Below are 14,412 nucleotides of genomic sequence, written 5' to 3' on the forward strand. Positions count from 1 at the left end.
AACGTTACCGTGACCGCACCGTCGCGCGCGAGGTGCTCACTGAGAGTTACTGGCGGTTTGCCGGGTTTTGGCTGTTCGGGAGCTTGGGTCCGCTGAGGAATCGGCCGAACCGGTGACATCTTGCCCGGACGTGGAGTCCGTCCTGGCCGACTTCGCGGGCTCGGCGGACCGAGAAGACCTGGCCGGCTCAGCGTCCTCGGCCGACCGGGCCGACTTCGAAGACTTCGGGCAGCCGGAAGACCACGGCGCGAACGGGCCGCCGTGCCGCGGTCCGGCGGACGTCGTCGTGATCGACGGCGGCAGGTACGAATCCGGCGACGGCACGTACGACGAGGTCGGCGGAACATAACTCGGGCTCGGGTCGTCCGTCGTGCTCAGCACGCCCGGGCTCGACGAGTCCGTGGACGGGTCCAGATCCGACCGCGACTCAGTGCTCGACGACCGGCTCGTCATCGGCGCACCCGAATGGCTCCCGTCCTGCCCCGGAAGATCATCCCGCGGCGTCGAACCAGTCGAACCGGCCGGATCCGACGCCGACGAAGCGGGCTGCTCCCCGGAAACCGGCTGTTGCACCGCCGGCATCCGCGGCACCTCGGCCACGCCCAAATGCGGCGAAGAAACACCCGGATGGACCGCCACGTGCGCCGGCCGCGCGGTGCCGTACATCTTCCCGGAAATCACCCTCGGCCCCTGCGGCATCGGAGGCGGAGGCTGCTCCGGCGGCTGCAACGCCAATTCCGGCGCGCCGCCGCCCAACCCGACGTACTGCACCGGATGCGACCCGAACACCAGCGGACCAGCGGTCAAGCTCACCGCACCCGCCGCCGCGGTCGACGCCAACGCCAGCCCGACCTTCACCTTCGAGCCGAACAAGACGCTCTTCACCGTCGCGACCGCACCCGAGGCCTTCCCGACCCCGGCCAACGCCGGAACCGCCAGCACCAGCACCTCGGCATGCGCCCGCAACGACGAACACACATCCCGCAGCTCGTCCTGCGTCGCCCGGCACGACGGACACCCCAGCAAATGCGCCTTGATCCGCTCCGCCTCCGCGCCGGTGACACTGCCCGCGGTGAACCCGCCCAGCTTCTCCACCACCGCCCGGCACGTCTCCGGACCCCGGTTCACCGACAAATGCGCCTGCAAATACGCCGCCCGCAACCCCTGGCGCGCCCGCCGCGCCAACGCCGCCGTCGCGTTCGCCGACAACCCGAAATGCGGAGCCACCATCGCCGGCTGCTCGCCCTCGACCTCGGTCTGCCACAACACCGTCCGCCAGCGCTCCGGCAAACTCGTGAACGCCGTCGTGATCAACGTGTGCTCAGCCGTCCGAGCCGGCGTATCCACCCCAGCGCCCGCCCGGAACGACAACTCGTCATCAGTCACCGGAACATCGCGGCGAGCCCCATGCCACTCCCACGACACCCGGCGCGCGACCGTCAGCAAATAAGCCCGGATGTAATCCCGCGGACCCGCACCGCGGCGCAACGCCTGCAGCACCCGGAAGAAAGTCTCCGCGGTGATGTCCTCGGCTTCAGAGCGATCCGCCGCCAAACTCTGCGCCAATCTGCGCACCGCCGCGGCATGCAGCTCGAACAACTCCCCGAACGCGGCATCCTCGCCGTCGCGCAGCCGCTTCAAAAGTGCCTGCTCGTCGGATTCCGAGGCCGCTGGCGGCGGCGCCGTGCCCAGCTCGGTCATCCGGCAAGGCACCTCCTCCCCCGAAGGACTCACCACTGAAGTCGATTGGGGACACCATACGGAGCAGAGCGCCCGTCGTCACCCCTTGTGCGCTCAACGTGACGCGCAAGCACCACATCTCAGCAGGTCCACGCCAATAACGGGGCCCCCGAAAGTGTCACCGGAGCGAAGGTATAGAGTGTCTTCAACACCGAGCACCAAGCGGTTAACGCGGATGTAGCGCAGCTGGTAGCGCATCACCTTGCCAAGGTGAGGGTCGCGGGTTCGAATCCCGTCATCCGCTCAGTCCCGGGGCCCGTGTATCCACACAAGGCGTGGATGCACGGGCCTTCGCCATATCACCCGGGGGCCGAGCCCCCCGGACCCCCACGGTGCGATCGGCTGCGGTTGGGTGGGGGGTGGCGTTGTGGCTTGCGGAGCAGGCGGGTTTGTAGCTTGCGGAGCAAGCGGAGAAGTTGCGGAGCAAAGCGGAGAAGCTGCGGAGCAAAGCGGAGAAGCTGCGCAGCTGGGTTATAGCTCGTAGGTGTCTAGGGCGGTGGGGGCTACTGGGGACAGGTGCGGGTCTTTGTGTTCCGTTACCTGGCCTCTTGCCATTCGGTACACCTGGAAGGCGTTGTCGTGTTCTGGGTGTTGGTCGTCCCAGATGTGGAGCAGGCCGTAGGAGCCGGGGGCCAGTTCTCCTACTCGGGCGAAGGTTTCCAGAAGTCGCGGTGTGATGGTGCCGCCGTGTTTGTCCAGACCACCCAGGTGGAGCATGGGCAGGCCCGCGCTCCAGCGGAGGTCCACCAAATCCAGCAACGACGTGTTCTTCAGCGAGCGGTGGACTCGCTCCACCAGACGCTCCAGCAGAGCTGCGTCGTCGTCGCCGGTCGTCGTGGCGGCGATGGTCACCCAGCCGTGGTATTCGAACACGTGCGAGACGGTAGCAGCGGCCGAGCTCAGCGAGTCAGCGCAGAGGGCTGGCCATCCCGGCGCAACTTGTTCGTGAGGATGCCGTCGGCGTGCTTTTCGACCGCGGGCAGCAGTTTCTCGCCGAAGACGCACAGCGTGCGCTCCCACGGGTGGCCGAGCGTGCCGTAGCTGAAATCCTCCGCCAGGAACAAGTGATAGTCGCCGCGCGGGAAGACCGAGACCGGCCAAGGCGCGTCCTGCCGCATGCGGTGCGGCCAGAACTTGAACGACTGATGCTGCCAATGCAGCACCCACAGCCACTCGTCCTCGGCGGTCGTCTCCTGCAAAGCCGCCAGCACCGCGCGCGCCACGTCATGCTCTTCCACCGCGTACGGGCCCAGCCGGAACTCAGCCGAAGCCCGGTCGTACTCGCCAGTGGACAAATCCCAGGCAGCCGACGGGCTCGGCTCCCGGAAACCGGGCCAATCGTGCGCGAAGGTGCTCGGCCAGAACCTGAGCTTGTCGTGCACCCAATACCAAGCGGGTTCGTCGGCCACTCGCGAGAGCGGCTCCCAGGCTGCAGCAGCGTTCACTTGTCGACCTCGAAGTCATCGACCGGGCTCGAAACTGCCGAAAGCTTCGTGTCCGGGGCCGGGATTGTCCAGTCCACTGGAGCCGAGCGCCAAGCTGTCACTCGACCGGGTGGCCCGCGGACCGGGAACCAGCGCCCGGTCCGCAGGGTTCCTTACCCGAGACCCCCGCCGGTCATGCACGGAGCCGTTATGCGGCGCGCCACAGAGTGACGAACGCCGACGCCTCGCTGAACGCCCACGGCCGCAGCCGCTCCCGGTCCCGCGCCGACAAGGTGAACTCCTTCGCCCGGCGCACGTCCACGACCAGCGCCTCCCCACCCGGCAGCACATCCGGCATGCCCTCGGTGAGCAGCCACAACGCGAGCTGCGCGGCATCCCGGGCGAGCGGCTCCTCCTTGAAGTACAGCCAGGTCGCGAACCGGCAGCCGTTCGACTTCCGCAAACCCAGCTGCGGGCTGACGCCGATCTCCAGCTCGCCGAGCGAGAACCTCGCCCGCCCGACCTCGATCAGCTTCGGATCGCGCCTGCCGAGATAACGCAGCCAGCCCTCGGCGATCGCCGCGTAGTGCGGCCGCGTGCGCTCGTCGGCGTTGTCGACCAGCGCCCGCATGGCCACCTCGTCCTGCCGCGCCGCCCGCCCGGCGCGGATCGCGTTCGCCGCGCGCCGGTAGTAGTTGAACGCCGCCCGGGCCGGGTCCTCGTACAACCGGCGCTGCCTGCGGACGAACGACGAACGCGACGGGCCCGTGCTGGCGCTGTACCCGACGAACGTGGGCAGCGTGACGTATGCCGGCTTGGGACTGGTCATTGGGCGGCCGCCTTCCGGTGGATGGTTTCCCCAGTACCCGGCCAATTTTAGAACATATGTACGACAGTTTTTGCCGCTTAACGGGTGACCGGCGGCCAGGGACCGGCGAGCACCGCACGGGCCTGCTGCAGCACCTGTTGCTCGCAGTAGCTGACCGGCGTGACGTCGGTCGGGATCCAGGTCGCGAGCATCCGCAGCCACTGGCGCAGCTCGACGAGCGCGGCCGGGTGGCCGAGCCGTCCGTCGAGGGCTTTGACGCTCTTCGCCGCTTCGGCGAGCGGGACGTCGCCGCGCACCATCTCGCCGAGGTGTTCGCCAAGCAGCTGCCATTGGGCCGCGGTCGCGTCGGCCGGGAGTTCGATGCCCAGCTCCTCGACCACGTGCGAGAAAGCGTCGGAAACGGCCTGGTGGTTCCGGTGGTCGAGCGCGGCCAATTCGGGAAGGGAAGGTGCTTCGAGGCCCTCGCCGACGGCCCGCACCCCGGCCTCGACGAGTTCGGCGGCGGGGATGTCGAGACCGGCGAGCCGATCCACGGCAAGGGCGGCGAGCGCACCGCGCGCGGAGGACATGTTTCCCATCGTACGGAGACGCGGCGATTGCCCGTCCGATGTGAAGCGGCGCCTGATCTTGCGCACCTGAACCCCACGGAACCGGGGCGCGTGGAACACTGTCGCCCGAACCGGTGACAGGGGGTTGCGTGATGAGCTGGCAGGAAGAGCTCCGGCGCTTGGACGCGGAGTTGGCCGCCGGCCGCCTCGGACACGCCGAACACCGCCGCCAGCGCGACGAACTGCTCGCCGAGGCGTCGGGCGGCGGGGCGGCTTCGCCCGTGGCGTCGCCGTTGCGGCAGGACGCGCCCTCGACCAGCGGGTCGCCCGCCTGGAGCAGCCCGGCACCGCAGGCGACGCCTGCCGGGCCGGCGAGCGCTTCCGCCTCCGCGCCGGGAGCCGCGGAATCGAGCACCGGGCAAGGCCCCTCCGGCGGCGCGACCTCGGAGCCGCCCGCCATCAGCCCGGCCACCTCGGCTGCTAGCGACACCACGTCAACCGCTGCCTCGGCGGCTTCCGCCAACTCCGCAACATCAGCTGCCAATCCGGCTGCCTCCGCGCCCGACGCCGCGACCTCAGCCACCAGCCCAGCGGCGTCCACACCCAGCACCACGACGTCAGCCACCAACCCGGCAACCGCCACCGGCGCCGCGACATCACCCGCCAGCCCAGCGGCCTCCACACCCAACACCGCGTCTTCAGCCACCAGCCCGGCGGCCTCCACACCCAGCACCACGACGTCAACCACTGGCCCGGCGACGTCAGCCACCAGTGCCGCAACGTCAGCCGCTGGCCCAGCCGCCAGCCCGCCGACCTCCTCCATGCCCAACCCGGCAGCGCAGCCCTTCCCCGCGTCGCCGAGCCAGGCCACGCCGCCCGCACCGCATCAGCCACAGCCGCAGCTGCCCGCGCAGCCCGGCACTTGGCCGGGTGTCGCTCCGGTGCAGTGGCACACCCCGGGCCAGCAACCGAGCCAGCGGCAGCAGCCGAACCAGCCGGTTGCCGGATGGGCCAGCACCAACCCGGCGATGCCCGCGCCGGAGCCGCCCGCGGTCGAAGCGTTCCTGAACTCCGCGGCGGCTGCCCCGTCGGCCGAGAAGCCCGCTTTCTCGCACACGCCGGGCACCCCGTTCTCCACCGACCGGCCGACCACCGCGCCGAGCCCCGCCGACGACCGGCCGACTGCCGTCTTCGGGGCGATCCCGGCGAACGGCAACCAGCCGGAACCGCGCCGGCTCTGGGAGGACGACACGAAGCCGCGCCGGTCGAGGCCGACCTGGCTGTTCCTGTCGCTGGCGGTGCTCGTGGTGCTGGCGCTGGTCGTCGGCGGCATCTGGTTCCTCGGCACCAAGAACGACTCGAACGACACCGCCGCGCCGCCGCCCGCGGCCTCGTCCGCGCCCAACACCCAGCCCGCCTCCCTCGAGGACAAGCTGCCCACGCTGCCCGGCACGCCGAGTCCGGAGAACTCGACCATGGCACTGGACAAGGCGGTTCAGGCGAAGGCCGTCTCGGACGCCGACGCGAACCTGATGCGCGCGGCGGGCGCGGACCAGCTCGTCTACCACTCCTATGCCGGCACCGACGGGGGCACGACGCTCATCGCCGTCCCGACGCCGTCCAAGGCGCAGGCGGGACAGCTCGTCCAGGGACTGCGCCAGAACCTCGTGACCGGCGGGTTCGACAGCAGCCCGCTCGGCCCGGCGGCCACCGATCTGCTCTACACCGGAAGCAGCCCGGCCGGACGCGTGCTGGCGTTCTGGTACACCTCCGGCGGCGTGTCGGTCGGCATCGGCGTGTCGGGCCCGGTCGGCCAGGATCCGGCGGCGCTGCGGTCCCGGATGGAAGAGATCCGCGCGAAGGTCGCGGCCGCGCTGCCCGCCAGCTGAACGCACCCCGGCGGACAAGGCGACCCGCCAGGTCACGCGGGGTCGCACCCGTGCACAATGTCCACGTCGTCACACACAATCGGGTAGCGACGACGCATTGACCGTCGCCATGCCGACAGATAAGGGGGGCCCTGGTGTCCTGGCAGGAGGAGCTGCGCCGGCTGGACGAGGAGCTCGCGTCAGGGCGGCTGTCCGCGGACGACTACCGCATCCGGCGCGATCAGGTGCTGTCCTCGGCCGTGGGCCAGCAGGACCAGCCCGCCCCGCCGCCGCCGAGCCAGAGCGCGGACTCGACCCAGGTGATCGCCCCGGTCAGCCCGCCCGGCGGCGTCCCGCAGCAGCAGCCGCAGGCCCCGCAGCAGCCGCCCGCCGACGGCGGCGAGCGCACCCAGGTCGTGCAGTCGTGGCAGACCCAGCAGCCGCCCGCGGACGCCGGTCCCGAGCGCACCCAGGTCGTGCAGCCGCAGCAGCACCAGCCGCAGGCGCACTACTCGCCGCCCGGCGGCTTCCCGCAGGGCACGCCGGCTTCGCCGCCCGGCGGCTTCCCGCAGGGCACGCCGGCTTCGCCGCCCGGGGGCTTCCCGCAGCAGCAGCCGTGGAACGCCGCCGAAAGCGACCAGACCCCGCCGTGGGGCGGCGGCGATCTTCCGCCGCTCGGCCCGTCCGGGGGCGACTCCGAATGGGTCCGCCAGGGCCCGGAGTACTTCAGCGACAAGCCGAAGAAGAACAACGGCAAGAAGATCGGGGCCATTGTCGGCGCGGTCATCGTGCTGGCCGGAATCGCGTTCGGCGCGTACTGGCTGTGGGGCCGCGACAGCGGAGGCGGCGGCACCGACCAGACCACCGCGCAGCACCAGCCGGGTCCCTCGTCCGCGCCGAAGCCGCCGGACCCGCTCGGCGTCGCGAGTATGCCGGGCAAGGCCGAGACGCACGACGACATCACGTCGTTCTCGCAGGTCGACACCCTGAAGTACCTCAACCCGCAGGAACTGAGCGCCTACCAGGCGGCGGGCGCGTCGAAGGTCAAGTTCGTCGTGTACCACCTCGAAGACGGCAACGTGATCACGCTGTTCCTCGCGCAGGCCAGCAGCCCGACCGCGGCGAAGACCGCGGCCGAGAAGCTGATGGAGGTCCAGGTCACGAACGGGGCCAAGCGCGACAGCACCGCGCCGAACGGGGTCTTCGCCACCGCGATCGACCCGAAGGACGGCCAGTCGGCCCAGTCGCGCGGGCACTACGCGCACGGGAACGTGATCGTCCGCGTCGAGGTGTCCGGCAAGGTCGCCGACCAGACGAAGACCGACTTCACCACCGCGCTGAACCAGCAGCTCACGGTGCTGACCGCCGATGCCTGAGCCCGGCACCACCGCCTGCACGATCGTCGCCCGCAACTACGTGCCGGCCGCGCGCGTGCTGGCCCGGTCCTACCTCGAGCACCATCCGGGCGGCCGCTTCGTCATCGCGGTCATCGACGCCCCGCGCGACCAGTCGGAACGGGCCGGCGACGGACTCACCGTCGTCGGCCCGGCCGCGTTCGGCATCGACGAGGACGACTACCTGCGGATGGCGACCGCCTACTCGGTCACCGAACTCGCCACGTCGGTCAAGCCGTATCTGCTGCGCGAGCTGCTGAAAGAGTCCGAGGCCGCGATCTACCTCGACCCGGACATCGAGCTGTTCGCGCCGATCCCCGAGGTCGCCGAGCTGGCCCGCGAGCACGACATCGTGCTCGCCCCGCATTTCCTGACCCCGTTGCCGCAGGACGGCATGGAGCCGGACGACGCGGTGATCATGGGCACCGGGATGTTCAACCTCGGCTTCATCGGCGTCGGCCGCGGCGCCGGGCCGTTCCTCGACTTCTGGGCGGGCCGGCTGCGCCACGACGCGATCGTCGCGCCCGAGCAGCAGCTGTTCACCGACCAGCGCTGGGTCGACCAGGTGCCGTCGTTGTTCCGGCACTACGTGGTCACCGATCCCGGCTTCGACGTCGCGTACTGGAACCTCCACGAGCGGCCAATCGGGCGCGACGAGGACGGCACCCTGACCGCGGGCGGCGCGAAGCTGCGGTTCTTCCACTTCAGCGGCTACCGGCCGGAGAAGCCGTGGCTGCTCAGCTTCCACTGCGCGCGCAAGCCGCGCGTGCTGCTGTCGCACAACGACGACCTTCGCGCCATCTGTGATTCGTACGGAACGAAGCTACGCGAGGCGGGGTACGCCGAGTCGCTCGACTCGATTCCGTACGGCTTCAAGGACTTCCGGGACGGCACGCCGGTGCCGAAGCTCGCGCGGCGCGTTTTCCGCGAGGGCTGGATCAAGGCGGAGCGCAAGAAGAAGCCCGCGCCGCCGCACGCGTACGGCGAGGACGGCGGGCAAGCGCTGCGCGAATGGCTCGCCACCCCGGAAGACCAGGGCCAGGCCGCGGCCGGGCTGAACCGGCTGACGCACGCGATCTGGGCGTCGCGGATCGACCTGCAGATGGCGTTCCCGCATCCCTACGGCGACGACGCCGACGGCTTCCGGCACTGGTGCGCCGGATCCGGCGTCTCCGAGGCCGGGCTGCCGGAGTGGGCGCTGCCGGCGGAACCGGTCGCGACGCGTCCGCCGCACGACGAGTTCGGCGTGAACCTGCTCGGCTACCTGACCGCGGAGCTGGGGCTCGGCGAGATGGGCCGGATCGTGCTCGAGGCGATCGAGACCGGCGGCGTGCCGGTGGCCACGGTGCTGGAGGAGAAGGCGGTCTCGAACCGCACCGGCATCGAACGGCCGGCGACGGTCGGCGACCCGCGGTTCCCGGTGAGCGTGTTCGCGGTGAACGCGGACCAGACGCGCACGATCCTGACGAACCACCCCGAGGTCGGCGCCGGGCGCTACCGGATCGGGCTGTGGGCGTGGGAACTCGAGGATTTCCCCGAGTGGCAGCACGAAGCGTTCGGGATGCTCGACGAGATCTGGACGGTCAGCGACTTCTGCCGCCGGGCGTTCGCCGCGCATTCGCCGATCCCGGTCAAGACGATCCCGGTGCCGGTGCGCGATCCGGGCGAGCCCTCGCCGCCCGCGCGCGAAAAGGGCGAGCCGGTGCGGTTCCTTTTCGCGTTCGACTTCAACAGCGTCGCGGAGCGCAAAAACCCGTGGGGCGCGGTCGTCGCGTTCCAGCGGGCGTTCCCGGGCCGGGAGGACGTCCGGCTCACCGTCAAGGCGATCAACGCGAAACTGCACCCGCAGGCCGCTGAACGGCTGCGTGCGGTCGTTCGCGGGGACGACCGGATCGAACTGATCGAGCGCTACCTCAGCGTCGCCGAACTGCACGAGCTGTACGAGACCAGCACCGCGTACGTATCGCTGCACCGCAGCGAGGGCTTCGGGCTCACCGTCGCCGAGGCGATGGCGCGCGCGATGCCGGTGATCTCGACGGATTACTCCAGCACCACGGAATTCCTCGACGCGTCCACGGGCTGGCCGATCCCGTACCGCCTGGTGCCGGTCGGCGAGGGCAACTACCCGTACCATGCCGACGCGGTCTGGGCGGATCCCGATCTGGACGCCGCCGCGGCCGCGATGGTGCAGATCGCCGACGACCCGGAGGAGGCGGCCGCGCGCGGCAAGCGCGCGCGGGAGGTCATCCTGCGCGAGCGGTCGATGGCGACCGCGGCCGAGTGGATGCGGCGCGAACTGGAGCAGGCGCACCAGACCTGGCAGGAGCGGCAGCGCGCCGCGGCCCCGCCGCCTGAGCACCCGTTGAGCCCGTTGCGGCAGGCGACCGAAGCGTTGCGCTGGCGGCCGGAGGCGGACGCGCCGTCGCGGCTTCCGCTCGCGCCCGCGCTGCGCAAGGCCGTGCTGCGCGCGATCGACCACTACGACGTGCACCAGCGCCACGTGATGGGTGCGCTGCTCGCCGCCACCGAGGACAGCAACCGGCGGTTGCTGGACCGGATCGAAGCTCTGGAACGCAACATCGACGAGTCGCGTCGGGCCGCGCTGTCCACGCGCACGCTCGGCGAACGGCTCGAAGCTTTGCGCGGCACGGTCAACGAGCTGCGCCGGCAGGCCCCGGAAACGGATCTCGCGCTGCGCAATCTCGAAGCGGACGTGGCGAAGCTGGCCGAGGGTTACGACGGAGTCGGCGCGGAGGTCGAAGCCGCGGCCGGCACCGTGCACAAGATGTTCGCGCGCCGCGACGAGCGCCTCGACGCCGACGAGAAGGCCATCCAGCGAGTGACTCTCGACGTCAGCGCGATGCGGGACGCGGCGCGGCTGCGGCATGCTCCGGTGCCACGCGGAGCGGACGTCGTCCAGTGCGACGTCGGCGCACTGCTGATGCCGGTCGACGAGGTCATGCTCCCGTGGATTCTGTTCCACCGGTCCTGGGAGGACAGCGAAGCCGAGCTGATGGCGTCGCTGGCGAACGGCGCGTTCCTCGACGTCGGCGCGCACGTCGGCTACCACACGCTGCGACTACTGCGGTCGACGCCGGAAGTCACCCGGGTGATCGCGGTGGAGGCCGACCCGGTCAACGCCGCGTACCTGCGCCGCAACGTCGAGGTCAACCTGCCCGCCGCGGCGGGTGAGCTGGTCACCGTGGTCGAGTCGGCCGCGTGGGACGAGCCGGGCACCGTGCACCTGGCCCAAGCGACCCCGGGCAACAGCGGCGACAACCGCGTCACCACGGACGGCTCCGGCGCCGAGGTCCCGGCGGTGCGGCTGGATTCCGTGCCCGAGGTGACCGAACAGCGGATCGGGCTGGTGAAGGTCGATCTGCAGGGCCGCGACCACCGCGCGCTGGCGGGACTGGCCGAGGTGCTGCGCCGCGACCGGCCGCACGTCGTCTGCGAGTTCGACCCGGGCGCGATCACCGAACTGGGCGACGACCCGGCCGCCGTGCTCGCCGGGTACCGCTCGCTCGGCTACACGCCGAAGGTGGTCACCGACGACGGTCCGGCCGACCAGGTGCTCGAAGACTCGGCGATCATCGCCGCGGCGAAGGCGGACGAGAAGGAATTCGTCACGCTGTGGCTGGCCCCCTGAGCTGATCGCGCACGTGGCGGCTCAGGGCGCCACGTGCGCGATGGTCAGCAGGAACGCGCCGTACCAGGCGCTTCCGACGGTGATCGCCGGCAGCAGCACCGCCAGTACCCGGTTCGGCAGCTTCGCCAGCAGCAGCGCGACCGGGACGGTCAGCACGAACGCCGGCAGCAGGAAACGCGCGCGGGACTGGAAGAAGTTCGACGAGCACAGCGCGATCACCACGGTGAGCGTGCCGTAGATCTGCCACGGCAACGGCAGCCTCGTCGCCCAGGTCCAGAACTGCAGCACCACCGCGGCGAGCACGACGAGCGCGGTCACGGTGATCCAGCTGGCGCGGTCCGAGGTGAGGCCTTCGCGAACCTGGATCCAGGTGAAGACGCCGAAATCGAAGTGCATCTGCCAGGCGTTTTGCAGCCAGAACCACCCGTCCGGGCGGCCGGTCCGGAGCCAGACGTAGCCGAGGTAGCCCAGCAGGCCAAGCGGCGCGAGCAGCCCGCCGACCCATGGCCGCCAGCCGTCGCGGCGCTGGAAGACCGCGATGAGCGCGGCGATGCCGACCGCGGCGATCAGCGCGCCGGAACTCGCCCTGGTCAGCCCGGCCAGCACCGCGAGCCCGCCCGCGGCCAGCCATTCGCGCCGCGCGAGCAGCACGAACGTCCAGGACACGAGCGCCATCAGCAGCGCTTCCGAATACACCAGATGCAGCGCCGTCGAACCCGGCCCGATCGACCACAGCACGGCGACCAGCAGGCCCACGCGCGGTCCGGCCAGGTCGCGGCCCAGCACGAACAGCCCCCACGCCGCCGCACAGCCGGCCAGCAGCGAGATCGTCATCCCGGCCACCAGCGGCGGGATGCCGACCAGCGTCAGCAACGCCACTGTCGCCGGATACAGCGGAAAGAACACCAGGCTGTTCTCGACCGGCGCCCCGTTCGTGCCGAGCGCTATCGGCTGGTCGTAGCCGTGCTGCGCGACCGAGAGAAACCAGTTCGCGTCGAAATTGCCGATGAACCGGCCGGGCGACACGTCGGCCTTCCAGCTCATCATCCACAGCACGCCGAACGCGACGGCCTGGAACAGCAGGTAGAGGCTGATCGCCGGGCCGGCTTGGCGGAACGCGGCGCGCAGGGTCGGCGAACGCTCGACGGCTCCGTCGAGACTGGGCTGCGGCACGCTCCCCGAACTCCTGAACTAACTCGCGCGAAAACGGACGAATTCCTGCCTGATCGTACCTGGCGACCGCATAATCCGAGGCCAGAACGGGTTTTGTGACTAATCCCCTGCTTACCGCCAATTGCGGGGAGTACGTCCGGGCCGGGGTACGAGGCGGTAACCTGCACGAGGTTGTCGGTAGCGGAAGACGGGGGTGAGCACGCTGGCCGAGCCGAATTCCGCTGCCCTGGCCGAGCCGTCGTCCGCGCCGGCGAAGAAGACCCGGATCGTCTTCATCGACATCGGCCGCGGCCTCGGCGCACTGCTGGTCTTCTACAGCCACATCGCCCATCCGTGGGTCATCGCGAAGAACGACAAAGCCCCGTACGTCGACTTCATCGAGGCGCTCACGAGCGACCCGATGCACATGTCGAAGCAGGGCATCGGCCAGATCGCGGTGCCGTTCTTCTTCCTGGTCAGCGGTTTCGTCGTGACGCCGATCGCGCTGCGCCAGGGTACCGGGCGCTTCGCGCTGAACCGGTTCATCCGGGTGTACGCGCCGATGCTGTTCGTGGTGCTGCTCACCGCGTTCCTGCTGCTGGTGAACCTGCACCCGCCGTCGACCGGGCAGCCGCAGACCCTGAACCCGCTCACCGTCCTCACCAACACCACGCTCGCCAACTACCTGATCTATCCGCAGGTCGTGCTGGTGCCGGTGGCCTGGACGATGATCGTCGAGGTCATCTTCTACCTGCTGCTGATGGCGGTGCTGCCGCTGCTGCGCCGGTGGGTGTGGCTCGCGATCGCGGTCGAGCTGACGTTCATTTTCGTGGTGATGATGAGCCGCTCTCAGCTCGGACCGTCGTGGTCGCTGTTCGCGGTGAACGTCTCGTACCTGCCCGCGATGCTGATCGGCCAGGTCATCTGGGCGACGACCAACAAGCAGATCCCGCTCTGGACCGGTGCGCTCTACGGCGGCTGCGCGTGGTCGCTGTACGTGCTGGCGGACGTGATCAACGTCGGCCGCGTGGACAGCTCGTACAACCTCGCGCTGGCGTTCGCCGTCGCCTGCTTCCTGATGGGCATGTTCGCCGAGGACCGGCTGAAGCAGCGCAAGATCTGGACCATGCTGTCCGAGCGCAGCTACTCGATCTACCTGCTGCACATGCTGGTCACGTTCGTGCTGCTGCAGCTGCTGCGCCCGGCGGTGCCGCTGCCGATCGCGCTGCTGATCGTGATCCCGGCGGTGTTCGGCGTGGTCGAGTTCAGCTACCGGTTCGTGGAGCGGCCGAGCCACTCGCTGGCGCGGCGGTTGTCGCACCGGCCGAAGCCGCCTCCGCCCGCGCCGGAACCGCCCCAGCCTCCGGTGGAGCCGCCGGTCGAAGCCACTCAGTTCGTGGACGCCGAGGTGACCACCGAGCTTCCGCGGATTCCCGTCGAACCGCGGCCGCCGCGGCGTCCGGCGCCTCGGCCGCGGCCGGTGCAGAACGGGCGGATGGGGGCCCCGCCGCCGACCGACCCGCCACGCGGGGCGATGCCTCGCGCGAACGGCGGCGCGCACCGGGCACGTCCCGTCGTCGAATCGGGCGTCGACCGCACCGCCGAACCGCAGGCGCGCCGCGCGATGCCGCCGCGCCGGCGTCCGTCAGCTCCGCCGGAGCTGCGCTACCAGCCGGACCAGGAAAACCAGGCCCAGCGCGGCGACCAGGACGATTTCCCACGCCACCGGAAATCCTTCCGCCACACCCCTCGCTGAGGAGTGATGCTCTTCCGGTAAGGCGCGCGAGGGTGGGAGGCCGTTCACCGAC

At 70.4% G+C, this 14,412-nt stretch carries 10 protein-coding genes and 1 tRNA gene; 5 read left to right on the forward strand and 6 right to left on the reverse strand.

Annotated features, from left to right (window positions below; all coding sequences use genetic code 11):
* Window positions 1-36: 36 nt before the first annotated feature.
* The gene (locus L942_RS25200; RefSeq protein WP_037365013.1) at window positions 37-1,701 is read right to left on the reverse strand and encodes a sigma-70 family RNA polymerase sigma factor; all 1,665 of its coding nucleotides are present in this window, start codon (window positions 1,699-1,701) and stop codon (window positions 37-39) included.
* 210 nt (window positions 1,702-1,911) lie between these two features.
* Here L942_RS25200 and L942_RS25205 point away from each other — a divergent pair.
* Window positions 1,912-1,984, forward strand: a tRNA-Gly gene (locus L942_RS25205).
* A 227-nt stretch (window positions 1,985-2,211) separates the two neighbouring features.
* Here L942_RS25205 and L942_RS25210 read toward each other — a convergent pair.
* From L942_RS25210 to L942_RS25225, 4 genes are all read right to left on the reverse strand, one after another.
* On the reverse strand, window positions 2,212-2,613 hold the full coding sequence (locus tag L942_RS25210) for an Imm7 family immunity protein (RefSeq protein ID WP_037365014.1): 402 nt from the start codon (window positions 2,611-2,613) through the stop codon (window positions 2,212-2,214).
* 26 nt (window positions 2,614-2,639) lie between these two features.
* On the reverse strand, window positions 2,640-3,149 hold the full coding sequence (locus L942_RS25215) for a DUF2716 domain-containing protein (protein ID WP_081655223.1): 510 nt from the start codon (window positions 3,147-3,149) through the stop codon (window positions 2,640-2,642).
* 223 nt (window positions 3,150-3,372) lie between these two features.
* Entirely contained in the window at window positions 3,373-3,993 is a 621-nt protein-coding gene (locus L942_RS25220; RefSeq protein ID WP_037365016.1) for a hypothetical protein, read from the reverse strand.
* Window positions 3,994-4,070: 77 nt separating this feature from the next.
* Complete coding sequence (locus L942_RS25225; RefSeq protein WP_051166231.1) at window positions 4,071-4,562, reverse strand: hypothetical protein; 492 nt, start codon at window positions 4,560-4,562, stop codon at window positions 4,071-4,073.
* Between the two features lie 800 nt (window positions 4,563-5,362).
* Between L942_RS25225 and L942_RS42165 the strand changes: the two genes are divergently transcribed.
* The 3 genes from L942_RS42165 (at window position 5,363) to L942_RS25240 (ending at window position 11,452) form a co-directional block, all read left to right on the forward strand.
* A complete protein-coding gene (locus tag L942_RS42165) occupies window positions 5,363-6,430 on the forward strand; it encodes a hypothetical protein (protein ID WP_158684538.1) in 1,068 nt (355 codons plus the stop codon).
* A gap of 134 nt (window positions 6,431-6,564) precedes the next feature.
* Window positions 6,565-7,785, forward strand: coding sequence for a hypothetical protein (locus tag L942_RS25235; RefSeq protein WP_037365019.1), 1,221 nt, complete (start codon window positions 6,565-6,567; stop codon window positions 7,783-7,785).
* On the forward strand, window positions 7,778-11,452 hold the full coding sequence (locus L942_RS25240) for an FkbM family methyltransferase (RefSeq protein ID WP_037365021.1): 3,675 nt from the start codon (window positions 7,778-7,780) through the stop codon (window positions 11,450-11,452). The genes L942_RS25235 and L942_RS25240 overlap by 8 nt, the downstream gene beginning before the upstream one ends.
* A gap of 21 nt (window positions 11,453-11,473) precedes the next feature.
* Here L942_RS25240 and L942_RS25245 read toward each other — a convergent pair whose 3' ends face one another.
* Entirely contained in the window at window positions 11,474-12,625 is a 1,152-nt protein-coding gene (locus L942_RS25245) for a hypothetical protein (protein ID WP_051166233.1), read from the reverse strand.
* Window positions 12,626-12,818: 193 nt separating this feature from the next.
* Between L942_RS25245 and L942_RS25250 the strand changes: the two genes are divergently transcribed.
* Window positions 12,819-14,360, forward strand: a complete 1,542-nt coding sequence (locus tag L942_RS25250; RefSeq protein ID WP_037365022.1) for an acyltransferase family protein — start codon at window positions 12,819-12,821, stop codon at window positions 14,358-14,360.
* The last annotated feature ends 52 nt before the right edge of the window (window positions 14,361-14,412 follow it).

Origin of the sequence: Amycolatopsis orientalis DSM 43388 (genome assembly GCF_000411975.1) — a bacterium.
Classification (GTDB): domain Bacteria; phylum Actinomycetota; class Actinomycetes; order Mycobacteriales; family Pseudonocardiaceae; genus Amycolatopsis; species Amycolatopsis orientalis_D.

Coding starts and splice junctions, on each gene's coding strand:
- L942_RS25240 (WP_037365021.1), top strand. CDS start 7,778: ATGCCTGAGCCCGGCACCACCGCCTGCACGATCGTCGCCCGCAACTAC.
- L942_RS42165 (WP_158684538.1), top strand. CDS start 5,363: ATGCCCAACCCGGCAGCGCAGCCCTTCCCCGCGTCGCCGAGCCAGGCC.
- L942_RS25220 (WP_037365016.1), bottom strand. CDS start 3,993: ATGACCAGTCCCAAGCCGGCATACGTCACGCTGCCCACGTTCGTCGGG.
- L942_RS25200 (WP_037365013.1), bottom strand. CDS start 1,701: ATGACCGAGCTGGGCACGGCGCCGCCGCCAGCGGCCTCGGAATCCGAC.
- L942_RS25225 (WP_051166231.1), bottom strand. CDS start 4,562: ATGTCCTCCGCGCGCGGTGCGCTCGCCGCCCTTGCCGTGGATCGGCTC.